This is a genomic window from Phormidium sp. FACHB-1136 (genome assembly GCF_014697375.1).
Lineage (GTDB): Bacteria > Cyanobacteriota > Cyanobacteriia > Phormidesmidales > Phormidesmidaceae > Nodosilinea.
On record NZ_JACJRS010000002.1, the window covers coordinates 46,157 to 69,870 of the forward strand.

22 protein-coding genes are annotated in these 23,714 nt (G+C 57.4%); 7 read left to right on the top strand and 15 right to left on the bottom strand.

Going from position 1 to position 23,714, the window contains the following annotated elements; genetic code table 11:
• Window positions 1–2: 2 nt before the first annotated feature.
• Window positions 3–1,109 carry a type IV pilus assembly protein PilM gene (gene pilM / locus H6G62_RS01225; protein WP_190492288.1) on the bottom strand — a complete coding sequence of 369 codons (1,107 nt, stop codon included), beginning with the start codon at window positions 1,107–1,109 and terminating at the stop codon, window positions 3–5.
• 498 nt (window positions 1,110–1,607) lie between these two features.
• Between pilM and purT the strand changes: the two genes are divergently transcribed.
• The 3 genes from purT to H6G62_RS01240 all read left to right on the top strand — a co-directional run bounded on the left by purT (window position 1,608) and on the right by H6G62_RS01240 (window position 5,123).
• Entirely contained in the window at window positions 1,608–2,849 is a 1,242-nt protein-coding gene (gene purT, locus H6G62_RS01230) for a formate-dependent phosphoribosylglycinamide formyltransferase (protein ID WP_242051775.1), read from the top strand.
• A 97-nt stretch (window positions 2,850–2,946) separates the two neighbouring features.
• Window positions 2,947–3,585 (top strand): DUF3782 domain-containing protein, encoded by a 639-nt coding sequence (locus tag H6G62_RS01235; protein ID WP_190492289.1) that lies wholly within the window; start codon window positions 2,947–2,949, stop codon window positions 3,583–3,585.
• A 242-nt stretch (window positions 3,586–3,827) separates the two neighbouring features.
• The gene (locus H6G62_RS01240) at window positions 3,828–5,123 is read left to right on the top strand and encodes a sugar ABC transporter substrate-binding protein (RefSeq protein WP_190492290.1); all 1,296 of its coding nucleotides are present in this window, start codon (window positions 3,828–3,830) and stop codon (window positions 5,121–5,123) included.
• Window positions 5,124–5,287: 164 nt separating this feature from the next.
• Here the strand turns inward: H6G62_RS01240 and H6G62_RS01245 are convergent, their stop codons facing one another.
• The 5 genes from H6G62_RS01245 to H6G62_RS01265 all read right to left on the bottom strand — a co-directional run bounded on the left by H6G62_RS01245 (window position 5,288) and on the right by H6G62_RS01265 (window position 10,042).
• Window positions 5,288–6,610 (bottom strand): folylpolyglutamate synthase/dihydrofolate synthase family protein, encoded by a 1,323-nt coding sequence (locus tag H6G62_RS01245; RefSeq protein WP_190492291.1) that lies wholly within the window; start codon window positions 6,608–6,610, stop codon window positions 5,288–5,290.
• 236 nt (window positions 6,611–6,846) lie between these two features.
• Window positions 6,847–7,185, bottom strand: coding sequence for a P-II family nitrogen regulator (locus H6G62_RS01250; protein WP_190492292.1), 339 nt, complete (start codon window positions 7,183–7,185; stop codon window positions 6,847–6,849).
• Window positions 7,186–7,316: 131 nt separating this feature from the next.
• Window positions 7,317–8,000 carry a hypothetical protein gene (locus H6G62_RS01255; RefSeq protein ID WP_190492293.1) on the bottom strand — a complete coding sequence of 228 codons (684 nt, stop codon included), beginning with the start codon at window positions 7,998–8,000 and terminating at the stop codon, window positions 7,317–7,319.
• 527 nt (window positions 8,001–8,527) lie between these two features.
• Window positions 8,528–9,484, bottom strand: a complete 957-nt coding sequence (mraY, locus tag H6G62_RS01260; RefSeq protein WP_347239266.1) for a phospho-N-acetylmuramoyl-pentapeptide-transferase — start codon at window positions 9,482–9,484, stop codon at window positions 8,528–8,530.
• Between the two features lie 309 nt (window positions 9,485–9,793).
• A complete protein-coding gene (locus tag H6G62_RS01265; RefSeq protein ID WP_190492295.1) occupies window positions 9,794–10,042 on the bottom strand; it encodes a DUF3134 domain-containing protein in 249 nt (82 codons plus the stop codon).
• Between the two features lie 174 nt (window positions 10,043–10,216).
• Between H6G62_RS01265 and H6G62_RS01270 the strand changes: the two genes are divergently transcribed.
• The gene (locus H6G62_RS01270; RefSeq protein WP_190492296.1) at window positions 10,217–10,810 is read left to right on the top strand and encodes a PAP/fibrillin family protein; all 594 of its coding nucleotides are present in this window, start codon (window positions 10,217–10,219) and stop codon (window positions 10,808–10,810) included.
• A 221-nt stretch (window positions 10,811–11,031) separates the two neighbouring features.
• On the opposite strand, the gene H6G62_RS01275 is transcribed toward H6G62_RS01270, so the two are convergent.
• The 4 genes from H6G62_RS01275 to H6G62_RS01290 form a co-directional block, all read right to left on the bottom strand.
• Window positions 11,032–11,586: a 50S ribosomal protein L25/general stress protein Ctc gene (locus H6G62_RS01275; protein WP_190492297.1), complete on the bottom strand. Its 555-nt coding sequence runs from the start codon at window positions 11,584–11,586 to the stop codon at window positions 11,032–11,034.
• A 63-nt stretch (window positions 11,587–11,649) separates the two neighbouring features.
• Window positions 11,650–12,984, bottom strand: a complete 1,335-nt coding sequence (locus H6G62_RS01280; RefSeq protein ID WP_190492298.1) for an adenylosuccinate synthase — start codon at window positions 12,982–12,984, stop codon at window positions 11,650–11,652.
• A 121-nt stretch (window positions 12,985–13,105) separates the two neighbouring features.
• Window positions 13,106–13,510: a gamma-glutamylcyclotransferase gene (locus H6G62_RS01285; protein WP_190492299.1), complete on the bottom strand. Its 405-nt coding sequence runs from the start codon at window positions 13,508–13,510 to the stop codon at window positions 13,106–13,108.
• Between the two features lie 264 nt (window positions 13,511–13,774).
• Window positions 13,775–14,383, bottom strand: coding sequence for a hypothetical protein (locus tag H6G62_RS01290; protein ID WP_190492300.1), 609 nt, complete (start codon window positions 14,381–14,383; stop codon window positions 13,775–13,777).
• 408 nt (window positions 14,384–14,791) lie between these two features.
• Here H6G62_RS01290 and bchD point away from each other — a divergent pair, with 408 nt between their 5' ends.
• From bchD to H6G62_RS01305, 3 genes are all read left to right on the top strand, one after another.
• Window positions 14,792–16,840 (top strand): magnesium chelatase ATPase subunit D, encoded by a 2,049-nt coding sequence (bchD, locus tag H6G62_RS01295; RefSeq protein WP_190492301.1) that lies wholly within the window; start codon window positions 14,792–14,794, stop codon window positions 16,838–16,840.
• Window positions 16,841–16,982: 142 nt separating this feature from the next.
• A complete protein-coding gene (locus H6G62_RS01300) occupies window positions 16,983–18,845 on the top strand; it encodes an adenylate/guanylate cyclase domain-containing protein (RefSeq protein WP_190492302.1) in 1,863 nt (620 codons plus the stop codon).
• A gap of 17 nt (window positions 18,846–18,862) precedes the next feature.
• Complete coding sequence (locus H6G62_RS01305) at window positions 18,863–19,855, top strand: pentapeptide repeat-containing protein (RefSeq protein ID WP_190492303.1); 993 nt, start codon at window positions 18,863–18,865, stop codon at window positions 19,853–19,855.
• A 46-nt stretch (window positions 19,856–19,901) separates the two neighbouring features.
• Here H6G62_RS01305 and H6G62_RS01310 read toward each other — a convergent pair whose 3' ends face one another.
• From H6G62_RS01310 to cpcA, 5 genes are all read right to left on the bottom strand, one after another.
• On the bottom strand, window positions 19,902–20,495 hold the full coding sequence (locus H6G62_RS01310; protein WP_190492365.1) for a HEAT repeat domain-containing protein: 594 nt from the start codon (window positions 20,493–20,495) through the stop codon (window positions 19,902–19,904).
• Window positions 20,496–20,664: 169 nt separating this feature from the next.
• Complete coding sequence (locus H6G62_RS01315) at window positions 20,665–21,498, bottom strand: HEAT repeat domain-containing protein (protein WP_190492304.1); 834 nt, start codon at window positions 21,496–21,498, stop codon at window positions 20,665–20,667.
• A gap of 166 nt (window positions 21,499–21,664) precedes the next feature.
• Complete coding sequence (locus H6G62_RS01320; RefSeq protein ID WP_190492305.1) at window positions 21,665–21,901, bottom strand: phycobilisome linker polypeptide; 237 nt, start codon at window positions 21,899–21,901, stop codon at window positions 21,665–21,667.
• Between the two features lie 162 nt (window positions 21,902–22,063).
• A complete protein-coding gene (locus H6G62_RS01325) occupies window positions 22,064–22,936 on the bottom strand; it encodes a phycobilisome rod-core linker polypeptide (protein ID WP_190492306.1) in 873 nt (290 codons plus the stop codon).
• Between the two features lie 274 nt (window positions 22,937–23,210).
• Window positions 23,211–23,699: a phycocyanin subunit alpha gene (gene cpcA, locus H6G62_RS01330; RefSeq protein ID WP_190492307.1), complete on the bottom strand. Its 489-nt coding sequence runs from the start codon at window positions 23,697–23,699 to the stop codon at window positions 23,211–23,213.
• Window positions 23,700–23,714: the final 15 nt, after the last annotated feature.

A 23,714-nucleotide genomic window follows, 5' to 3' on the forward strand; every position in this document is an offset into this window, starting at 1 on the left:
GGCTACATCACCTCCCGTAGGCCCAAACCGATTACCGTGGCCAGTTCCGCCCGCTGATTCTCTGGAATATCCTCGGTTAGCTCCAAGGATAGGGCCGAGATCGGATCAATCTGGCTGGTGGGAATGCTCAACCGCTGGGCCAAAAACTCATCGAGTTGACCAATGGAAGCCCCTGGCCCCGCCAGCAACAACTGGGCTACCTCCATGTCCTCCTCTTGGTTGAGATAAAAGTCGATGGATCGGCGCAATTCGTCGGACAGTTCGCCCAGCACCCGCAGCATGGCCGTGGTGCCGGGGTTGGTGCCGCCGCCCACCTGCACCGCCCCCACCGTATCCATACTCTGAATCGGCACCGTCATACCCTGGAGCAGTTCTGTATTTCGAGAGGGGGGTAGATTCATGGCCCGACTGAGGGCGCTTTGAATTTGAAACGTCCCGGTGGGCACCGTGCGGGAAAAGTGGGGCACCCCATCCACCACAATGGAGATCTCGGTGCTTTCAAACTCAATATCCACCACGGCGGCCGCTTCTTGGGGGGTAAACTGCCGTAGCTGCTCGCGAATGGTGCGGATCAGAGCGAAACTTGAGGTTTCCAGTACATTGAGGGTCAAACCGGCCTGGGCAAAAACCTCGGTGTAGGGGTCTGTGAGGTCTTTGCGTACCCCCACCAGCAGCACCTTCACCTTTTCAATGCCATCCTCATCCACAAAGTAGCCCAGCTTTTGGTAGTCTACGTCGGCCTCTTCGCGGGGGAAGGGCAGATAGAGGCTGGCCTCCTGGTTCAGAACCATCTCTCGCAGTTCTTCATCGTCTAGCTCGGCGGGAACCGGGATAATCTTGGCAATGGCTCGTCCGGGGATAGCCGTGGTGGCCCGCTTTACCTTTACCTTGCTCTGGGTGAGTAGTGATTGAATCGCATCGGCCATCGCTGCCGTATCCAGAATTTGACCTTCCTCATAAACCCCCTCCGGCAGTTCCACCGACTCTAGGGTGACCAACTTGAGACTCGTACCCTGCTTCTTGAGTTGGGCTAAGGTCACCTTGTCGGGGGCCAGTTCAATGCCCACACCCCGAGGTTTGCGATTAAACAGTGCTTTTAAACTATCCACGACAGTATCCGCAAAGTGGGTAAATGAACGTTCGTCTGCCCCAAGGAGTGAGGGCCAGTTTCACCCTCACTTTATTCCCCAGACTCCTGAGGAATAAAGGTTTCTAGGCCATTAAAACGAGTAGAGATAGCCTCTATCCCAAAAGTGCTAACGAATGGTACACAATTTGTTTGAGAATTTCCACTGTGCTAGAGGAAGCGGAAAAACATCGGTACGGAAGCAACCCTAGGCTGACGGTGAGGTCTCTCCACGACCTGTGATCCATCGCTATACCTACATCAAAACGGCCCCCAAGAGCTTCCCCAAAGTAAGGTGTACCTCAATCCAAGGTGTATCCCCAGCCAAACGATGCATCCCCATCTCTCCCGGCCTATCCATCCAGGGCGGACGGGTCAGCCCACGGTGCTCCGGCCATTCCCCAGCGGACTAGGTTAAGGTCTGGCATTATCAGCGATGTTAGCGAGATTTCGGAAAACTGAGCACTTAATATTGAGAAACATGATCGTTTACCCCACCGTTGCCCCTATGATCCTCTCCCTTGGCACCCCCCTGACCGAATCGGCCCAGCGTTTGCTTTTGCTGGGGTCGGGCGAACTGGGTCGCGAAGTGGCCCTAGAGGCCATGCGCCTTGGCCTAGAGGTGATTGCGGTGGATCGCTACGACCACGCTCCAGCCATGGCCCTAGCCCATCGCCGCCACGTCATCGACATGCTGGATGGCGACGCCCTGCGCCGCGTCATCACCCAAGAACAGCCCAGCCTCATCGTGCCGGAGGTAGAAGCCATCGCCACCGATACCCTAGTCGCCCTAGAGGCCGAGGGCTGGCGGGTTATCCCCACCGCCCGCGCCACCCAACTGACCATGAACCGCGAGGGCATCCGTCGCCTAGCCGCCGAGGAACTGGGCCTAAAAACCTCCCCCTACCGCTTTGCCGCCACCGAAGCCGAGTACCTCGCTGCCGTGGATGCAGTGGGCCTGCCCTGCGTGGTGAAGCCGATCATGAGTTCCTCCGGCAAGGGCCAAAGCACCGTGCGGTCTGAAGCTGAAGTCAAAGCCGCCTGGGCCTACGCCCGCGAAGCCGGACGAGGCAAAAGCGACCGGGTGATTGTGGAGGGCTTCATCCCCTTCGACACCGAAATTACCCTGCTGACGGTGCGGGCTAGCGACGGCACCCACTTCTGCCCCCCCATCGGCCACCGCCAAGAATCCGGCGACTATCGTGAATCCTGGCAACCCTGCCCCCTCCACCCCGATACCCTGGCCACCTGTCAGGCCATCGCCCGCCAAATCACCGACGCCCTGGGCGGCTGGGGCCTGTTTGGGGTGGAACTGTTCATCGCCGGAGACCCCGACCAAGCCCAAACCGTTTACTTTAGCGAGGTCAGCCCTCGCCCCCACGACACGGGCATGGTCACCCTAGTCAGCCAGCACCAGTCGGAATTTGAACTCCACGTTCGGGCCATCCTGGGCCTGCCCATCGGCGAGATTACCCAAATCCAGCCCGGAGCCTCGGCGGTGATCCTCTCCCCCGGCAAAAGCGATGGCCCCTGCTACGAAGGCTTGGAAGCCGCCCTGCAAATCCCCACCAGCAAAGTGCGTCTCTTCGGCAAACCCAACGCCACCCCCAACCGCCGCCTAGGCGTTGCCCTCGCCCTAGGCGACACCGTGGAACAAGCCAAGGAACGCGCCATCGCCTGCGCCCAACAGGTGAAGGTGATCACTCAAAGTCCCCCTTTGTAAGGGGGATTTAGGGGGATCCCAAAAGCTGACAGGGTAGCCCTAGATCGGTCAGTTACCATAGATTTAAGCGTTCTCATGTTTGGCGGGAAGAACGACCATGGCAACCACATCCGAAGAAGTCTGGCGAATTTTAGGCGAACTAGCAGAGGCCCAAAAGGAAACCGAGCGACAATTACGAGAAACCGATGAGATCTTGAAACAACGCTTCCAGGAAACCGAGCAACGCTTCCAGGAAACCGATCAGATGCTGAAACAGCGATTCCAGGAAACGGAACGCTTGATGCGTCGCCAAAATCAGCAGTTCAACGAACAGCTAGGCAAGCTGGGCAACCGCCTAGGGGAATTTGTGGAATGGCAGGTGCGTCCCGTTGTCGTGCGCTTGTTTCAAGAGCGGGGCATTGCCGTCCATGAGTTTTACCCTGGAGCCTCGGCCCAGCGTGACGGAGAGGGCATTGAGATTGACCTGCTAGTGGTGAACTCTACCGAGGCCATCTTGGTGGAAGTGAAGAGCAAACTGACCCAGACCGATGTGGACGAGCATTTGGAACGGCTAAGCAAATTTAAGCGGCTGATGCCTCGCTACGGCGATGTTCGCGCCATGGGAGCCGTGGCCGCGATGGTGGTGCCCGACGATGTAGCCCGCTACGCCTACCGCCAAGGGCTGTTTGTGATGGCGCAATCGGGGGATAGCGTTGTCATCCTCAACGATGCCACCTTTCAACCGCGTCGTTGGTAGTTCCGCCTAGCGGTAGGATAGGGTAACTCCTGCTAGACAGGGTTTTGATGTGTTGTGACCATAGCTCGGGTATCCCGAGTGGATCGCAAAGTCCCCCTAGCCCACCCTGACGGGAAGCAAGCTACACCCTCACCCCCTCTCCCAGGAAGGAGAGGGGAGCCGGAAATCCTTCAAAGTCCCTCTCCCCATGGGAGAGGGATTTAGGGTGAGGGCCAACTCCGTTCAGATATCCCCAACTCCCCATGAAACGACGTTCCTGGCTTCGCTACACCCTTCTTGCCCTCACGGGCTTGCTGCTCAGTTGGCTCGTTGCCTGTGGTGGTGGGCAACCCAGCGGGTCGGGGTCGGGCACCGGGGCAGCAGGGGGCCAGGAGGTCGAGTTCTGGACGATGCAGCTTCAGCCGGATTTCACGGATTATTTCAATGAGCTAATTGCCCAGTACGAGGCGGAAAATCCTGGCGTTACCGTGCGCTGGGTGGATGCACCCTGGGCCGATATGCAGAGCAAAATTCTCACCGCCGTTACCGCTGGCACCGCGCCGGATGTGGTGAACCTCAACCCCGACTTTGCCGCCCAACTGGCCAGCCGCAATGCCTGGTTGCCCCTGGATGACAAGGTGAGTGAGGCGGATCGGGCGGTGTATTTGCCCAACATCTGGCAGGCCAACACCCTCAACGGCCAGAGCTTTGGTATTCCTTGGTACCTGACCACCAACGTTATCCTTTACAACCAAACCCTGCTGGAACAGGCCGGAGTAGAGCCGCCCGCCACCTACGAGGAACTGGCCACCGTGGCCCAGGCGGTGAAGGAAAAAACTGGAAAATACGCCTACTTCACCACCTTTGTGCCAGAGGACTCCGCCGATGTGCTGCAATCCTTTGTGCAGATGGGGGTGACCTTGGTAGACGACCAGGGCAAGGCCGCCTTTAACACCCCCGCAGGCAAGGCCGTCTTTCAATACTGGACGGATCTGTACACCAACGACCTGCTGCCCAGGGAAGTGCTGACCCAGGGCCACCGTCGCGCCATTGAGTTGTTCCAGGCTGGAGAAGTGGCGCTGCTGTCTACTGGGGCAGAATTTTTTCCCACCATCGAAACCAACGCCCCCGACATCGCTGCCGTGACCCAAAGCGCCCCCCAAATTAGCGGCGACACGGGCAAAAAGAACGTGGCTGTGATGAACCTCGTCATCCCCGCCAGCAGCGATGTCCCCGATGCCGCCCTCGATTTCGCCCTGTATTTGACCAACGACGCCAACCAACTCGCCTTTGCCAAGGCCGCCAACGTGCTGCCCTCCACCGCCGCCGCCCTGCAAGACGAGTACTTCCAGGTCAACGACAGCGCCGCCCCAGGGGTAGAGCAGGCCCGCTCCGTCAGTGCCGCCCAAATGGGCCAAGCCGAAGTACTGATTCCCGCCATGGATGGCATTAAGGAACTACAAGCCATCCTCTACGACAACCTGCAAGCCGCCATGCTGGGCCAAAAAACCGTCGATCAAGCCATCAGCGATGCCGCCGCCGAGTGGGATGCCCGGTAGCATTGCCCCTCACCCCCAGCCCCTCTCCCAGAGAGGAGAGGGGGGCCGGAGGCTATTCAAAGTCCCTCTCCCAACTTTGGAGAAGGATTTAGGGTGAAGGCAACGAGGGCAAGCCGGAAGCCAGTTTCTCAAAATTGCGATTCTTGGCTGATCACGAACTTACGCTACTCAGCCTGGGATTCCGTGGCGAAGAAATGGCCAATCAGGTACAGCGACCCGCAGAAGACCTTGAGCGATGCTGGATCACTCGCCAAAGCTGTTAGACCCTGGTGAAGATCGGCGTAGGTGCCACAGTGCGACAGATCGCAGCAGACAGATTGGGCCACCGCTGCTAGATCGTCTGGAGTAGCGGACAGATGCTCTGGCACAGGCACCAGGTAGAGGCTATCTCCCGGTCGCAGCAGGGCTTCAAACACTTCGCGATGATCCTTGGTGGTCAGCATTCCTATCAACCAGGCCACGCCTGGTTCAGAGTTTTGAGTCTGGGCTGAGGAGGACGATTCTGCCTGAATCAGCCAAGTATCCACATAACGGCGCAACACCTGGGCCGCAGCGGGGTTGTGGGCACCGTCAATCAGCAAGGGGTGTGCTTGTCCAGCGTCATCCTGCCAGCTCACCCACTGCAACCGACCGGGCCACCGGGCCGCCCCCATCCCCTGCACAATGGCCGCATTGGGGATTTTCCACCCCTGCCGCCGCAGTTCTAGCAGAGCCTCCACCGCCAGGGCCGAATTGACAAGCTGGTGCTCCCCTGGAAAAGGCAGCGGATAGGTCAAGCCGTCCTGGGCCGTTGCGTAGCGGGCTTGATTGTCACCCACGGGCTGAGCCGGATGGGGCCACACGACAGGACAAGCTAACTCTACCAACCGCGCCTTCACCACCGATTCCGCCTCTGGGGGCAGGGGGCCAACCACCGCAGGCCGTCCGGGTTTGAGGATGCCCGCCTTTTCCCGCGCAATGTCTGCCAGGGTAGGGCCAAGGCGCTGCCAATGCTCCCGACTGAGGGAGGTGATCACGCTCACCAGGGGTGCTTCAACTACGTTGGTAGCATCCAGCCGTCCCCCCAGGCCCACCTCAATCACCGCCACATCCACCTCGGATTCCGCAAAATACAGCCAAGCCGCCGCCGTAAACACCTCAAACTGGGTGGGCGAAGGCTGGGCTGGATCGATGGCGGCAATCACCCGATCCAGGACACGCCGCAGATCTGCGGCCTCAATGAGTTGCTCATTAATGCAAATGCGCTCCCGCCAGCTCACCAAATGGGGCGAGGTATAGCGCCCCACTCGGTAGCCCGCCGCCCCCAGTACCGAAGACAGATAAGCACAAACGGAACCCTTGCCGTTGCTGCCCGCCACATGGACAATTGGCACCCGCCGTTGGGGATGGCCCAACGCACCCAGCAGAACCTCGATGCGTTCTAGACCCAGATCCACTCCAAAGCGACCAAAGCTGTCCAGCAGTGCAGTAATGTCAGATTCGTCCATCGTTATGGGCTCGCTCCATCCTGTTGTATGTCAGCTTTCGATCCTAGCGTTTGATCCTCATCCGAGGCCGATGGCTCTTGGGATCAGACAGAACCTATAAACAAGAAACCCATAAAAAAGACGCAAGCCTAGGCCGCGTCTTTCTAGCCAATATGAATGTCTCAAGGCAGATACAAGCCTAGGAATTTTAGGAAACCCTAGGCTGTTTTTTGATTTGCGTGCTAGCGTACAGCCAATTACACAGCTTCGGTATTTTTCTCGCCCGTGCGAATCCGAATAATTTCATCCACGGAACTGACGAAAATTTTGCCGTCTCCAATTTCTCCCGTCCGAGCGGCAGAGATAATCTTGTCAACGACCGTATCTACTTGGGCTTCATCCACCACGATTTCGATTTTGAGCTTCTGCAAAAACTCAACGGTGTATTCAGATCCTCGGTAGCGCTCGGTTTGCCCCTTCTGACGCCCAAAACCGCGCACCTCTGAGACCGTCATCCCCACGATGCCCGCATTCACTAGGGCAATTTTGACCTCATCGAGCTTGAAAGGGCGAATAATGGCTTCTATCTTCTTCATACCTAAACCTAATGTGCTTTAGCGTGACCGCTGACAATCTCAGCCGAACTATGTTTAGCGATCTTGACCCCTTAAATACTGTATCCCTTGATACAAAGAGCAAACTGTCGGGGAGAAGACAAGGCTTTTCTCTAGCGGGAGGTATTGAGCAGTGGCCTCATAATCAAAAAACCAGCCCCAAAGGCACTCACCACAATCAACAGAATCGTAGCGGCCAGCCATAGTCCGCTCAAGTCCGCATTGCGCTCTCGGCTTTGGCCAGGGCGATAGGGGTCTAGACGCTCCTCCGTGTAGAGCATCCGGGGCTGAGTAGCGGGTTGGGGGCGTTTCGTCTTAGGCCGCATGGCTTTGGCTGAACCCTGGGCTCCCTTGGCGCTAAAGACCTGGGTCACTTGGCTGGTGAGGTGAGACACCCCCCCCAGGGAGAACCCGTGACCATCCGCTTGAGACCGATCAGCGGCATCCATCGCGGCCAAGGGCGACGTCCGAGGGGGTTCCACAGCGATGGGCTGAAGGCCATAGGTCGGCTGGGCCTGGGCCAGATCGCTAGGATCAGTGGCGTGGACGCCTACCACTTGCTTGAGGTGGGCCGCTGACTCGGCGAATTTCAGCATTTCCTGACGCAGGTACACATTTTGCTGACCCAACTGTTGATTTTGCTGGGTTAAGGACTCTACTAGAGCTTGGGTCGCTTTGAGTTCTGTGGCCAACTCACGATAGACCGATATCGGCACTGAGGGGGTCTGTCGAGATCCCTGACCCCAATCCGTTGCGGAGGACTGCACGAGGGATTCTGAGGAATAGGAGGCGTTCATAGCGGGTATCGGCAGCAAGTAACGACAGAATGTCTAGGGATTAAAAATGGTCTGCCCAAGGGTAAAACAGTTTGGCAAAATTGAATCAGATATTACTAGGAATTTCGTAAAGAAAATCTTAGACTTCGTGCCCACCCAGAGCCTTACGGATGGCTTCAGCCTGGGGGAAAAGCCAGTGTATGAATCCACGGGGTATACCGTAGCGTCTTCGACACAGGTGCTTGATGGGGGAGTGGCACTATCGTCACAGATCAGAATACAGTCCTAGCCTAAAACATTCGTCTCCGGCAAGGCGGCTATCTCCCATTCAATTAGACCGATTGCGAAGTGACTAGGGGAGCTTCCGGCCTGCTGCGAAGTGACTAGGGAAATTTCTGAAGCCTTTGTGTAGCCTAACCTCCCAAGACTTTTGAGTGACATTGCCGAAGCGCTTATCAAGCTAGGCTTCCAAAGAGGGTTAGGCTGATGACGCAACGCCCCACCTATGGTTAGCCTGTGAGAACCTGAATTAGAGGGTTAATGCGCCCCTAACGCAGCCCTAAGGCCAGCACAGCCAAGATCGCCATCGTCGCGTAGGCAGCCGTCACAACCTGGGTTTCTGACCAGCCTGATAGCTCAAAATGGTGGTGTAATGGAGCCATCTTAAAGAGCCGTTTGCCGACCCCATCTGGGCCTTTCGTCGCTTTAAAGTAGCCCACCTGAAGAATGACCGACAGGGTTTCTGCAAAAAAGAGGAACGTGAGCAACGTCAGAGCAAACAGGTTGCCGCTGAGGAGACCGACTGCGCCTAAGGCTGCCCCTAGGGACAAGGAACCCGTGTCGCCCATGAAAACCTTAGCAGGGTTGCGATTGTGCAGTAAAAACCCTAAACAAGCACCGCTCATCGCCGCGCAAAACACCATCAAGCCGGGATGAGTAGGAGACGTCACTGCCGCTAAACCCCAGAAGGCGATGGCTCCGGTGCCCCCCATCAAGCCGTCTAGACCATCGGTAAGGTTGGTGGCGTTGCTCTCGGCTACCAGCACAAACCCCGCTAAAGGCCAAAACAACAAACCCAGGGGTAAGGCAACGCCCAGGGGCAAGGCAACGGTGGTGATTGTCGCAGGCTGCGTCGTGAGCATCCACAGACAGAACAGCACCGCGAGGATAATCTGCAAAAACAACTTCGTTTTTGGGGAGATACCTTGGTTAGATCTCAGGCGCAGCACCTGCCAGTCATCTAGCCAACCAATGGCCCCATAGGCTAGGGTAAGGGCCGATACCGCCAGGACATCCTGGGAGAATCCGGTGGCAACCAGGGCCAAGACAACGGCGACAGGAACAAAGAAAATGCCGCCCATGGTAGGGGTTCCGGCTTTTTTGAGGTGTCCTTGGGGGCCTTCCTTACGAATAAACTGGCCTGTCTTAAAGGCTCGTAGCAGGGGCACGACCCAATACCCTAGGCAACCACTGATAGCCGCCGCCACAAATAGAGGGATTGTCATAGACGTGCCCAGACCGTAGTTGTGACCCAGACTGGCATCTACAACCAGGGATGCAGCTCCCAAACCCGCTGCTAGCGTCCAGAGCAAAGACTTGCCACTGAGACCGATTCCCTTTGAGGCGAAAAACTTCGCATCCACGATGATTCCTCAAATTCCATCACACCACACACCACAGGAGTTTACTGGAGAACTTCACCATTGACTAGCCATGGACGGTGGAAATAGTCAGGAAGCGTAGAAGTTTTCGACCCCGGTTGCGATAAACCTTCACAAGACTTAATGGGTGATTGGGTGTACCGTCAACCGCGTTTAGTCGTCGTCATCCAGAGCGAGATCGCTGTCATCGTCGTCGTCAAAGCTATCGTCGCCCCCCATGAGATCGGAAATTTCCTCGCTCTCCGGTTCATCCGGAAAGGTTTCGACGGGCTCGCGGGTACGGAGTCGGCCCATGCTCTCCAGCCAGGTCAAGATTGAAACCTCACCGGAGGAGGGCAAAATGGGAGCCTTGGCACTGCGGGGCACCTGCCGAAGGGACGGATTATAGATGGGATTGGACATGGGCGAGCCAAATAGGTGGTCAGGAAATTGAAAATTCTTAGCACTCTATTATAGCAGGGCGGTTCTCGTCATCTTCCACACCGCACTACGACACGACGATAACGTCGGCAAGCCCGATGGTGTCTGCCGGATAGTTTTCGCCTATGATGCTGAGGACGGTTCACAATCAACCGCATGTTGGGAAAAACCGAACTATTAGAGATAATCGCCCCGCTCAATCGTGGGATTCTGGCCACCACCGCAGATCGGCTAACGGTGGATGCTGCCGCCGTGCGATTGGAGGAGCGTAACCCCACGCCAAATCCTCTCTCCGCAACGGATCGTTTAGGGGGAAACTGGCGTTTGCTCTACACGACCAGCCGGGAGTTGTTGAATATTGACCGTTTCCCCCTAGCTTCTCTCGGCCCCATTTATCAATGCATTCGACTGAAGGATAACCGGATTTATAACCTTGCTGAGGTGGTTGGGCCACCCCTGTTATCTGGGTTAGTGACTGTCGCAGCCCGGCTGGAACCTGTGTCGGATCGCCGGGTCAACGTCCGATTTGAACGGGGTGTTTTTGGCCTCCAAAAGCTGCTGACCTACCAATCCCCCAACCAATTTATCTCGGTTCTAGAGACCACCCCCCACCTGTCCCTGCTCAAAGGCATCGACTTTACCCTCAATGCCGAACGACAAGCGGGCTGGCTAGAGGTTACCTACCTGGATGACGACCTTCGCATTGGCCGGGGCAACCAGGGCAATTTGTTTGTTTTGGCGAAGGAATAACCCCCTCCAGCCCCCCTGGCAACCCAGTATCCCCGCCGTCACATCCAGAAAACCGTAGGGGCAAGGTCGCTCTAACCGATCCCACCCCAAACACAAAGGAGCAGGTGCATGACCTACTCCTTCGTTGCGTTTGCCTAGGTTTTAGCGCGTACCTACGGACTTATTTCCAATTGCCTCAACGATGATGGGCCAGGAGAAGGTATCCGCATTAGCCGAAATCACTAACCCTGGAGAACACTGGCCACAATTTGCTGCTGATCTCCGGCCACCACAGCGCCCTCCGGCAGGTTCAGATCGGCCACGGTGATGGCGTCGCCCACGGCCAACCCAGAGACATCCACATTGATGACTTCAGGAATATCCACGGCCTTACACTTCACCGTGACTTCATTCACTTCGGTGTTCAGCATCCCGCCGCCATCTTTGACGCCCACGGGTTCGCCGACAAAGTTCAGGGTCACGCCCACTTCCACGGCATCCTGGGCTTTCACGGCGAAGAAGCTGAGGTGATACACCAGGTTCTTCCAGGGGTGGCTTTGCACCTCCCGCAGCAACGCCTTACCGCTCCAGGGCAGGTCGGGAATCGTGATATCGATCATCGTGTTGTTGATCGCCACTTTCCGCAACAGCAGGTCAGCGGACTTTTGATCCAAGGTTAACCCCACCGAATCGGTGCCGTTGTGGCCGTAGAGTACCGCAGGCAGTAGTCCTTCGCGCCGCAGGGCATTCGGTTTCATTTTAGGATCCCGCGCTTTACATTCAATGGACAGTTCCATAGCCAATCTCCCCCGTAGGTAATCTAGGTAATCAACAAAAGACACAAAACCCGGTGAGCCACCCTAGCTTGCTGTGGCCTCACCATTTTCGTAGAGCAAGGCTCGCTTTGGCCCGTGGATGGGATCTTCCACAATGATGGTTTGATCGCGGCTAGCTCCTAAGGAGACAATGGCGATGGGCACCTCCATCAGTTCAGCCAGGAACTTGAGGTAGTCCAAAGCGGCCTTGGGCAAGTCATTCAGCGACCGACAGTGATCCGTCGGCTGCTTCCATCCCGGCAGGGTCTTGTAGATGGGCTGGCAGCGGGCAAAGGCGTTGGCGCTACTCGGTAGTTCCTCACACCGTTCCCCGTCTAACTCGTAGGCTACACAGACCTGGATCTCATCCACATCATCGAGCACATCGAGCTTGGTAATGGCCAGACAGTCGAGGCCGTTGATCCGAACGGCATAGCGCCCAATGACCGCGTCAAACCAGCCACAGCGACGCTGCCGCCCGGTGGTGGTGCCAAATTCAGCCCCCCGCGAACAGAGTTGTTCCCCCACCCCACAGGTGAGCTCCGTGGGAAAGGGGCCTTCGCCGACGCGGGTGGTGTAGGCTTTGGCTACCCCGATCACCCGGTCAATCACGGTGGGGCCGATGCCCGTGCCAATACAAGCCCCCCCCGCCACCGGGTTGGAGGAGGTGACGTAGGGATAGGTGCCGTGGTCGAGATCAAGCAGGGTGCCCTGAGCGCCTTCAAATAGAACGTTTTTGCGCTCACGAATGGCTCGGTAGACGTGGAGAGAACTATCGATGACGTGGGGCCGCAGCCGCTCGGCATACTCGATGTATTCCTCAATGACCGTAGCCGGATCAAGAGGTGCTAGGTCATAGAGCTTTTCCAGGATGCCGTTTTTGTACTGGATTGTCCATTCTAGCTGTTTGCGTAGTTTAGCGTAGTCCAGTAGGTCAACGATGCGAATCCCGATGCGCTCGGACTTGTCGGCGTAGGTAGGGCCAATGCCGCGCTTGGTGGTGCCAATTTTGTTGCGGCCCCGTCGCTCCTCAGCGGCCTGGTCGATGAGGCGATGGTAGGGCATGGTGACATGGGCGGCGTTGGAAATATAGAGCTTCTGGGTGGAAATTCCCAGGTCACCCAGCTTATCCAGCTCCTCAATCAGCGCCTTGGGGTCGATAACGGTGCCGCTGCCAATGACGCACTCGGTATCGGGATAGAGAATGCCGGAGGGAATGAGGTGCAGCTTGAAGGTCTGATCCTTGACGACAACGGTGTGTCCCGCATTAACTCCGCCCTGGTAGCGCACCACTAAGTCTGCTGAACGGCTCAGCAGATCGGTGATTTTGCCCTTTCCTTCGTCGCCCCACTGGGCACCAATTACTACAACGTTTGCCAAGGGAATCTAGACTCTTAAGTTCACACAAATTCCCATTATCGTTATCAGGCTCTACCCCTGTCAAGTTTTTTCTGATGCATTACGGTGGATCCTAACGCATCTTGCTGAAGATTCCGCTGACCTACTTAGACTTAGTCGCGGCTTTGTAGGCAGCCCAGCCCCCATACTCAGAGATATCGGGCCAGCCATGCTCGTCAATTAAGGCTTTGGGATAGAGGAAGGCTGTAGCCGTACCACCACCGACCAGTTTTACCTGTTCAGGATACATGTGGGGCGGTTCATTGTCCTTGAGGTAGGTGTATTGCTCTGGGGTCATGGCGTAGAGTTCACCAGGGATGGAAATCCCGCCTTCGCCAACCTCATAGATACCGGGGTGCCAACCGTCTTTCACCGAGTGCAGGCGGTAGATGGGGGCGGTTTGGGCCTCCCCTCCAAAGGTGGCATCTTGCAGGTTCTGGTTATCCGGCTGCCCGCGCAGGGCCGATCCACAAATAAATACCGTGATGGTGTCCGATGGTTGAGTCATGGCGATCTTGTCTGATTCTTAAGAATGATCACTGCTGGGTGGGGTTGGTGGCATTCCCGGCCTAAAACATCAAGGACGAAACGTTGATGGAGACCCCGCAAGAGACCTCCACCGAGGGAAACCACTAGCCAAGATATAAACCTATCACCTTAGGGCAGCTATCGCCTGAATATGGGCACCTCTAGGAATCTGGATCCTTAATTAAGGTACGACTCTTGTGGGTCAGCTATCTTGACTGATACTGATAGTGGACACTTGGGCGAACTAAATAATACGACCGTTGGGCTCTAGCAAGCCGAGGCGATAGACCCCGCCGGTGATGGTGATTAGGGTGTCGTCTCCCCGTCGGGCCAGTTTGGCCGCGATCTCTAGTAGTTTCGCGGCATCGGTGTCTTGCTTGAAAATGCTGTAGTAGCGGTTGCGGTAGGCCAAGGCAGCTAGGGGCTGGGTAACATCGGGTACCTGAATTTGGCAGGGTTGACAGGTTTGGGAATCGATGATCAGCAGGCAATTTTTGGGGCCAAACACGGGATAGATCCGATGGTTGGGCTGGCGGGCTGGTGGGGCGTACTGGGCTTGGGGTTCGTAGGCCCAGAGGGCATAGCCCTGTCTGGTGAGGGTAATGGCGACTTTGTCGTCCCGCTTCCCGAGTCGGGCCACAATGTCCAACAGTTTATTGGGGTTGGTCACCACTTTGAAGAAGCTGTAGAACTGGTTATCAACGTAGACGGCAGACAGGCGGTGGCCCACGTCATCAACCCAGATGTGGCAAGGGGTATAGAGATCTCGTTCGAAGAGCAGCTTACATTCAATGGCGTGGGCGGGGGAATCGGCTAAGGCCGCAAGGGAGTCAAGGGGAGAGGGCACGGTCATAGGGGAGGTAGGGCGATATATCACGATCAAAACCGAGGCGTGACCCCAGGCGAAGGGTAGACCTACCCCATACCATGGGAGACGTTGCGGAATTTCCCAACCCTGAAATGACGGATTTTAGTCTTGCCAAGGGATAACGGGGCGAGGGAATTTACGGAGATCGTAATTACTCCCTAGTGTACCGATTTTACTTTCGACGGGGGAGTATGCTGCCACACCGTTTTTGGCCCATGAATAAGGATGCCCTAGGGATGTGTCTCTGATGCCTTGGCTGCGGAGGTTGGGTGGCCTGCACCAAGGTGGGTGGCCCTGACACTGGGACGGAGCCTTGAACAGAGCCATTTTGAACGGATCAATTCCTGATATGGTGAGACTAAATGCCCTTACAGGATTTCCCTCGCAGGATCTATGGTTGCCACGGTAGATGCTCCGATTCCAATTGTTTTTCCCCTTGCGGCGGTGGTCGAGCAGGGGGCCATTAAAATGGCGCTCTTGCTAGCCGCCGTGGATCCTAGCTTGGGCGGGGTGGTCATTGCCGGACGACGAGGAACGGCCAAGTCGGTGATGGCGAGGGCACTGCACCAGTTGTTGCCCCCCATTGAAGTAGTGGAAGGATCCTGCTGCAACGCGGATCCCACCGATGCCCATCAATGGGACGACCAAACCCTGGCCCGATTTCCCGCCGGAGAAGCCACCGCCGATCTGCCGACGCGGGTGGTGCCTGCGCCGTTTATCCAGGTGCCTCTGGGCGTCACCGAAGATCGACTCCTGGGTTCCGTGGATGTGGCCAAGTCCATCCAGGCAGGGGAAAGCGTCTTCCTGCCCGGTCTCTTGGCGGAGGCCAACCGAGGAGTGCTGTATGTGGATGAACTCAATCTCCTGGACGACCAAATTGCCAACCTGCTGCTGGCAGCCCTAACGGATCGGCGTAACCAGCTAGAACGGGAGGGGCTGAGTTTCCAGCATCCCTGCGCTCCCCTGCTGATCGCCACCTACAACCCCGAAGAGGGACCGCTGCGAGATCATTTGCTGGATCGCATTGCCATTGCCCTGTCGGCAGATGGGGCGCTGACCTTGGAAAATCGGGTGGCGGTGGTGGATCAAACCAGTCGCTATGCGGCGGATGCCCAGGGCTTTTTGGCCGACTATGCCGATGAAATTGACGCCCTTAAGACTCAAGTTATTTTGGCGCGGGAATGGCTGAAGGAGATTACCATCAGTCGCGAGCAGGTGCAGTACCTTGTGACGGAGGCGCTGCGGGGGGGCATCCAGGGGCATCGGGCCGAGATTTTTGCGGTGCGGGTGGCCAAGGCCCATGCCGCCCTAGAGGGTCGGGCTGAGGTAAACGCCGACGACCTGCGGGTAGCGGTGGAACTGGTAATTGTGCCTCGGTCGCAGTTTGCCCAGGAGATGCCGCCGGAGGAAGCACCGCCGCCGCCGCCCCCCCAATCCAATCCCGAAGATAACGAACCTCAGGATCAGCAGGAGGATCAGGACAATCAGGACGATGAGGACGAAGACGAGTCTGAGAACGACGAGGATGAAGCGCCCCCCAGCATCCCCGAAGAGTTTGTGTTTGACCCAGAGGGGGTGATCCTCGATCCTGCCATGCTGGTCTTTGCCCAAACCATGGGTCGCCAGGGCGCATCGGGGCGGCAGAGTCTGGTATTTTCCGATGAGCGAGGCCGCTACATCAAACCCTTTTTGCCCCAAGGGCCAGTGCGCCGCATTGCCGTGGATGCCACCCTGCGAGCGGCGGCTCCCTACCAAAAGTCGCGGCGGGAACGTCAACCCCATCGGCGGGTAGTGGTGGAATCGGGGGACATTCGGGCCAAGCGCCTAGCACGACGAGCAGGATCACTCATTATCTTTGTGGTGGATGCTTCGGGGTCGATGGCCCTGAACCGGATGCAGTCGGCTAAGGGGGCGGTGCTGAACTTGCTGACCGAAGCCTACCAGAATCGCGACCAGGTGGCCCTCATTCCCTTTCGGGGGGAACAGGCCGAAGTATTGCTGCCCCCCACCCGATCCATCGCCATGGCCCGTCGTCGCCTAGAGCGGATGCCCTGCGGGGGAGGATCGCCCCTGGCCCACGGGCTCACCCAGGCGGTGCGGGTGGGCACCAATGCCCAGCAGTCGGGGGATATTGGCAACGTGGTGATTGTAGCGATTACCGATGGTCGGGGCAATATTCCCCTTGCCCGATCCCTGGGTGAGACCCTCGATCCAGCGGAAAAGCCCGACATCAAGCAGGAACTCCTAGACATTGCCGCCCGGATTCGGGGCATTGGTCATCAGTTGTTGATTATCGACACTGAGCGCAAATTTGTCTCCACGGGCTTTGGCAAAGAATTGGCCAGAACCGCTGGAGGGCGCTACTATCAGCTTCCTAAGGCGACGGATCAGGCCATTGCCGCGATGGCACGGGGAGCCATCGCGGATATGAAGACTGGGTAAACTCCGGTAACGTTAAGCTTCTCCATGGCGCTTCCCCCAGCGGAGTAGGGCAATATGAGGATGATCGGACAGTGAGGTCGCTTCAGACCTCCGCCCCTCAACCGATAGCCAAGTCCTATCCTGTGTTGCTATGGAACATCCTGTGCCCTCTCTCTCTGGCGGACAACGCCTGCTGGCGGCCATCATGGTCACCGATGCTGTGGGGTTTAGCGCCCGCATGTCGGTGGATGAGGGTCTGACCCTGCAACTGATTGAGCGAGATTTAATCTTGATTGCCCAGATTTGCGTTGACTTTGGCGGCAAAGTCCTCAAGTCAACGGGGGATGGCCTGTTGATGTACTTCCTGAGTGCAGTGGAGGCGGTCTCCTGCGGTCTGGAGATGCAGCGGCGTCTGGTGGATCAAGCCATCGGGCTAGCGCCGGATCAATACCTCGACCACCGGATTGGCATCCATCTGGGGGATATTGTTGTCAGCGAACAGGATGTGATGGGTAACGGCGTGAACATTACCGCCCGCCTCCAGACCTACGCCCAACCCAGGGGGCTTTGCGTATCGCAGACGATTTTTGATGTCATCAAAGCCCGCCTCAACCTAAATGCCACCTTTCTGGGGGCATTAAACTTGAAAAATATTCACGAACCCGTCCCGGCCTACCAGATTACCCTCTACCCGGACTTCGATTCTGGCCCGCTCTCCACCGGAGACCCCACCTACACCGTACCGATGAGTGCCGATGCCCTCCTGGGTGTCGCCATCCAGACCCTCACCACCCACGAACAGGCTATTCGCATTAAAAAGCTTATCTTTGCCACCTACCAGCAAGCTTGGGAGAACGATCCCTCGGTGCTAGATCAGTTCGATCTCGATACCCTGCTGGTGTCCCTGCGGGAACGCTACGCTACTTTGGACGATCTGGAGCAACAATTACAGCGGGTCGTATTGGGGCTCAATCGACAGGGGGTGTATGCGGAAGTAGCGGCGCTCATTATGCGCGAGGTTCAGTCGTGGTACGTCCGGCCCCTCATCCCCACCAACGAAGCCTTGCAAAACGAAGCTACGGTTCTGACGGTGCGATCCCTAGAGGAGCGCTGTGCCCTCGTGGCCCAGCAGGTGGGCAAACAGGCCGACTTTCTGCGCCTGTGCAAGCTGCTCTATTGCATTGCTGACAACACCTGGGAGAACGATACCGCCGTCCTGGAACAGGTTGATCTGCCGTTACTCATCCAGCGGGTTTACGAAACCGCCCCCCAAAGCCAGGATCTGCGGTATCACCTGGGGCGCATTGTCAAGCGGCTCAACCGACGACGGGAATATACCCGGTTGGCCAATCAGCTTGTGCAGTTGCTCCAGCCCATTTATGCGGCGACCACCCAGGGCACCCAGATCTCAGCCCCCCTCAGCAGCGACCCCCAAGACTCAGCCCCAGACCACACCGTGGTGAACCCCGTTGCACCATACCCGGTCTCCGGTGGGCGAGAGGTGACGACCCTTCAGTCTGCCTCCCCCCCCCTCGCCCACCAAGGAATTTCGGCTCCTGGCACCGGAGCCGTGGCTCGACCTATCCGAGATCGGCGAGTGCTGTTTGATCTGCGCATTGACATTTTGCAGTATGCCAACCCGCTACGGGCCAAAATTCTGCTGCACTCCTGTCTCCACGGCCCTTTTAGCTATACGTCTCAGGACTGGGTCCACCTCCGACACGCCACCCTAGACGACTTGCTCCACGGAATTTTTGAATATTGTCCCAGCTATGCAGATCTAGAAAGTAAACTGACCATCATGGCCCACTGCTTGGGGCAATCGGAGGAGGTGCTTCCGGTTGCAGATACCATTACCCGTTCCATTCGGGCATACTATCCTCAAGATCCAGATATGGCCCTAGAGCCCCTCGATCCACCCTCCGCACCGACCTCATCGGGAGATCCGTCCTCTACGGCCCCACCGTCCTCCAACCCGCCTGCCGCAACGCCCCACCCGCGTTCCTCGGCGCTATCCTCCGCCTAGTGCCCTAGGGTGTTTGTATGAATGCCAGCGAATTATTGCAATCCTATGCCCGTGGGGAGATGGACTTCAAGGGGTTAACCTTGGTCGGGATCAATCTATCCGGAGCCGACCTGATTGGGGCCAACCTGGTGCAGACGGATTTGGAAAATGCCAACCTCACCTTTACCTATCTCTCGCGGGCACGGTTGCGACAATCCAATCTGTCGCGGGCACAACTGGGGGGCGCAAACCTAAATCAGGCCGACCTTTCAGCGGCCATCCTCCACGATGCCGACCTCCACGGGGCGAGCCTCCAAGGGGCCGATCTGCGTAGCGCCAACATGACCCTGGCCGACCTACTCGACGCCAACCTGATGGGGGCGGATTTGCGCAATGCCGATCTGAGTGGGGCCAATCTCACCGGAGCCTGCCTGCGGGGAGCCAACCTGCGCCAGGAAAACCGCAAATACACCACCAACCTGCGGGGAGCCAAACTACACCAGGCCGACCTGCGAGGCACCAACCTCTCTGGGGCAGATTTAGCCTTCGTTGATCTCAGTCGGGCCAACCTCAGTGAAGCGGTGCTGCGCGATGCCAATTTGAAGGGGGCCAACCTCCAGGGAGCACTGCTCAAAAACGCCAACCTAACCGGGGTTGACCTCAGTGGCAGCAATCTTGACGACACCGACTTAACCCTATGTCGCTTTGCCCGTAGCAACCTCAGCGCCGCCCAGGTGAACCATGTACGGGGGCGGGGGGCAGATTTTAGCGATACCCTGCTCAAACAGACCCAGATGAACCGCAGCGATCTGCGCGACAGTCGCTTTACCCGTGCCGATTTGGCCAGAGCCAGCCTGCGGGGTAGCCACCTTGCCAAAGCACTCTTCGTAGAAGCTTACTTAGGCCGCACTGACCTCACGGATGCTGACCTCACAGAGGCCGTTTTAGATCGAGCCGAAATTAGCAGCACGATCTTAACCAATGCCCTACTTACCGGGGCCACCATGCCCGATGGTAGCATTCACGAGTAACCAATCCCCTGGATTAGAACTGTGTGCTCACTGGTTGGCGAGGAAATTATCGGGAACTGGCAACATCAGCCAAGGTCGTCAGCGCCCACTTGGCCCTAGCCTGCACGGCAAGGGCGTTATCCTGTTGCACAACTCGCTGAAGTTGTTGCTGAATCGTTGTGAAATCCTCCGTACACGGCGTTTCATGGATGGCGAGGGCCAAGCCTTGCAACCCCACCACAGCGGCATAGCGCACCACCCATTCCGGGTCTTCGGTGCCTTGAATCAACGCCTTTAAACTCTGAACCTGAGCCTCAGCGACCTGACCGGAGGGCAACAACTTCCAGTTCAGATAGCCTAGTCCCTTGGCCGCTGCACGCCGCACGCTGAGGGCAAAATCTCCGGTGGCGGTTTCTAGGAGAATATCCAAGGCGCGAGGATCGCCTATCAACGACAGGGCACGAATCGCCCAGGCTCTGGCCCCGTAGTTGTAGCCATCCAGTTCCTCCAGCAGAGCCGGGACAGCCGCTTCTCCCAAAGCCACTAGGCCATCCACTGCTGCCACCGCCGCCCCAGGGTTGTTGTAGCCCAGCACTCGAATGAGAGTCGGAATGGCTTCAGGATGCTGCTGCGCCGCCAAACGCCCCACCGCCGCCACCATCGCTCCTTTCGAGTCCGCCTCTTCAACGGCGCGAATCAAGGTCGCGATATCTGCGTTGATGCTGCTGGGTTGATCCACGCTAGGGCTATCCTTCACAATCACTGACCTATCACCCCGTTTAGATACATTGCGCTTAACCTAGGGCGTCCCCAAATCCTAACGTCTGCCCCTAGAGCAAATCATCCATCAACGCCAACACTCGCTGCGCCTCTGGGGTCAAGTCAGCGTCGGGAAAGCGAACCTCCTGGAGGTGAGCCTCCAAAACCCCTTGAAGGGCAATGAGTTTCAGGCTATTTTCCGCCAGGGTCGCCGCAATCGGTTCCGCCGCCGGAAGATAACCCATTGCCCCCAAGTCCATCATGGCCGAACGTCGCAGTTGCAGGTTCGGTTCCTGAAGTCGCTCCACCAACCGCTGGCCGTAGCTATCGTCTCCCGTCAACTGGTACATGGCCCGCGCCGCTGCATTTTGCACCTGGGCCACGGGATGACTCAAAAAGGGGCGAATGTCTTCCACGGCGGACTGTGCCCCCAGACAACCCAGGGCTTCCAAAATCGCGTTATAGGGCTGGACAAGGTGGGGCTTGCCTTCCACCGAAACCGCCGCATCCACACCACCCGCCAACAAATTCAGCAGAGCCGGAATCGCCTGACCATCGCCTAGGGCACCCAGTGCCTGAGCCGCTGATTCTCGAACATAGTAATCGTCGCAATCCAAACACTGAATCAGCGGAGCCACCGCACGGGATTGACCCAACTTACCCAAAGCACGGGCGGCATTTCGGCGCAGGGGATAGCCCCCATCCGGTGCCCGATCCGACTCATCCTCCAGGGCTTGAATCAAGGCATCCACGGCATCGGTCTGAGTCACCCGAAAGCGTCCCAGCCACCAGGCTGCATAGTAGCGCAGGCCCGTATCCTCCCTTTGCTGAAGGTTAGCCACAGCTTGCTCCACCGTCAGGGATTCCCCCTGGGCATTGACCAGTTGTTTCGCGTCGGTCTCCATGGATAGCCTGTTGTTGACCCAACCTACTCTTTCAACACATTACAAATTATGGATGATCCGTAGGGTGCATTCGCGAAGCAATGCACTACCCAGGCATCAGAGATAACCCCGCATCAGAACCCCTCTCCCCGTGGGAGAGGGGCAGGGGTGAGGGCTTCCGGGCAACCTAGCTGGCCGAAAGGGGCTGAATGCTGACGATTTTGCCGCCCATGCGGGCAATTCGCTGCATTTCTTCGTTCATGCGGCTGTAGGGCACTTTGATGAAAATGCTGCCGCTCTTGCGAATGGGGTAGTTAGATTTATCGGTTTCGTCGTTCTGGCGCAACCCTTCCACTTCGTACAGAAAAATGCGGTTGCCAGAAGGGGACGAGGTTTGGCTACCAAAAGCGGTTTGAGTGAGCATGGTTGGGACTCTCCTAAACGTGGGGTGGTGTTGGCGGCTAGGGAAATGGCCCACCGCCCTAACAACGCGAAACAAACAACGTAAAACAAGCTTTGAATGAAACACGCGCAGGGACGCCATCCCCGGATGACACCCCCACGCGCCGATCACCCTAGGGTGATGCTACATGCTGGCTTGGGTAATACTAGTTACCCGACCGCCCATTTTGTTGATCTGTTGCAGCTTAGTGGAAAGCTGCTCGTAGGGCACCAGGTAGGCGGTGTTGATCCGACGCACCTTGGGATAGCGAGGCAGGTTCGCGCCCATCACTTCAATGCGATAGACCCGACCAGCGGTGCCGTAGGGGGTAGACCCACCCAGGGCCAAAGCCGGAGTGGCCAACTTGTTGACCTGGGACGACGCGCCCGCCGAAACCCCAGTGGGGCTGACGATGGAGGATGAGGTGTTACGCCCCAGTTCCCCGGCTAGGCGAGACTTCTTGCCGCCCGCTTGGGAGCGGTCGCTGTTGGCGTAGCCACGATACATTTGGAACATGCGGGTGAAACCCACGGAACGCTGCCCTGCCTGGTAGACAAAGCTGCGGTAGTAGGGCACCACGTTGTCGCCAAAGTTAGCTTGGTACTCTTCGCTATCGATGAAGGAATCGACATCGGCGTCGTAGCCTTCGTTTTCGTAGCGATCCAGGTGTTCCACAATTTCCGACTCGTCGTAGACGGCACGGCCCAGCAGGTGCTTGGTGTGCAGCTCAATCACACGGGTTTGGAAGTTGGGATAGAAGAACTTCTCTTTGTACAGCTCCGACTTGGCCACGGCCCGCACGAACTCGCGCACGGTGATGTAGCCATTCTTCAGCAGCGACTCGGCGCTGGTGAGGCGCTCGGAGTTCATCAAATAGTCGTTGCCCAGAAGCTGGCGATAGACGGCCCGAATGACCACCTCGGCATCTTCGGGTGTCCAGTTGGCGCGCAGCTCCACAGGCGATGTTTCGCTAAAGGCAGCGGTTCCCAACCGGGACGACGCGGTTGTAATTGGCACAGGATTATCCTCCCTTTTAAAAAGGCTTCTCAACACAGCAGGGGTCAGACTAGCGCCCAAGGGCTGCGCCTTTCTCCGGGGAGGTAGGGCCATGCCCTCTTTACAGCGTGTTGGCAACGCTGGCACCAGCTTTCCCAAAGGCACCGAAGTACAATTTTCGGCCCCTATAGACATACCTAGACACAACCATGTCTAGATACAACAATGCCCGGAGCAACAAACAATTGCTAACAATGCGCTAACAACTGTCTGCCCCTCCGGGCAAATCGCCAAACTAGCTCAGGGCGTTGATGGCGTAGTCGATGTAGGAGTTGGCTTCGGTGGCTGCATCGCCAGACAGACCGTGGTTAGCTTTGATGTACTTCAGAGCTTCCACGTACCAGCTAGGAGATAGTTCAAAGGTGCTGTTGATCTCATCGAGACCAGCAATCAGGTACTCATCCATGGGGCCGGTGCCGCCAGCCACGCAGCAGTAGGTCACCATCCGCAGGTAGTAGCCGATGTCGCGGGCGCACTTGGCTTTGCCGCGCTCGTCGGAGGCGTAGTTAGCGCCTTGCATTTGGGTGGTGTAGGGGAACTTGTTGTAAACGGCTTGAGCAGCGCCGCTCACGAGGGAATCTGCTTTGTTGGTCAGGGCTTTAGCCGCTTCCAGACCAGCGGTGGCTTGACGCAGACGGCCAAAAGCAACCTGTAGTTCAGAAGCGCTCAGAAAACGGCCTTGGGAATCGGCTGCTGCAACAGCTTCGGTTAGAGGGGTCTTCATCGTTTAAGGTTCTCC

Coding starts and splice junctions, on each gene's coding strand:
- bchD (WP_190492301.1), top strand. CDS start 14,792: ATGGTTGCCACGGTAGATGCTCCGATTCCAATTGTTTTTCCCCTTGCG.
- H6G62_RS01255 (WP_190492293.1), bottom strand. CDS start 8,000: ATGAACGCCTCCTATTCCTCAGAATCCCTCGTGCAGTCCTCCGCAACG.
- H6G62_RS01320 (WP_190492305.1), bottom strand. CDS start 21,901: ATGCTCACTCAAACCGCTTTTGGTAGCCAAACCTCGTCCCCTTCTGGC.
- H6G62_RS01315 (WP_190492304.1), bottom strand. CDS start 21,498: ATGGAGACCGACGCGAAACAACTGGTCAATGCCCAGGGGGAATCCCTG.
- H6G62_RS01290 (WP_190492300.1), bottom strand. CDS start 14,383: ATGACCGTGCCCTCTCCCCTTGACTCCCTTGCGGCCTTAGCCGATTCC.
- H6G62_RS01245 (WP_190492291.1), bottom strand. CDS start 6,610: ATGGACGAATCTGACATTACTGCACTGCTGGACAGCTTTGGTCGCTTT.
- H6G62_RS01270 (WP_190492296.1), top strand. CDS start 10,217: ATGTTGGGAAAAACCGAACTATTAGAGATAATCGCCCCGCTCAATCGT.
- purT (WP_242051775.1), top strand. CDS start 1,608: ATGATCGTTTACCCCACCGTTGCCCCTATGATCCTCTCCCTTGGCACC.
- cpcA (WP_190492307.1), bottom strand. CDS start 23,699: ATGAAGACCCCTCTAACCGAAGCTGTTGCAGCAGCCGATTCCCAAGGC.
- mraY (WP_347239266.1), bottom strand. CDS start 9,484: ATGACAATCCCTCTATTTGTGGCGGCGGCTATCAGTGGTTGCCTAGGG.
- H6G62_RS01235 (WP_190492289.1), top strand. CDS start 2,947: ATGGCAACCACATCCGAAGAAGTCTGGCGAATTTTAGGCGAACTAGCA.
- H6G62_RS01285 (WP_190492299.1), bottom strand. CDS start 13,510: ATGACTCAACCATCGGACACCATCACGGTATTTATTTGTGGATCGGCC.
- H6G62_RS01240 (WP_190492290.1), top strand. CDS start 3,828: ATGAAACGACGTTCCTGGCTTCGCTACACCCTTCTTGCCCTCACGGGC.
- H6G62_RS01275 (WP_190492297.1), bottom strand. CDS start 11,586: ATGGAACTGTCCATTGAATGTAAAGCGCGGGATCCTAAAATGAAACCG.
- H6G62_RS01310 (WP_190492365.1), bottom strand. CDS start 20,495: ATGGTGGCGGCGGTGGGGCGTTTGGCGGCGCAGCAGCATCCTGAAGCC.
- H6G62_RS01265 (WP_190492295.1), bottom strand. CDS start 10,042: ATGTCCAATCCCATCTATAATCCGTCCCTTCGGCAGGTGCCCCGCAGT.
- H6G62_RS01305 (WP_190492303.1), top strand. CDS start 18,863: ATGAATGCCAGCGAATTATTGCAATCCTATGCCCGTGGGGAGATGGAC.
- H6G62_RS01250 (WP_190492292.1), bottom strand. CDS start 7,185: ATGAAGAAGATAGAAGCCATTATTCGCCCTTTCAAGCTCGATGAGGTC.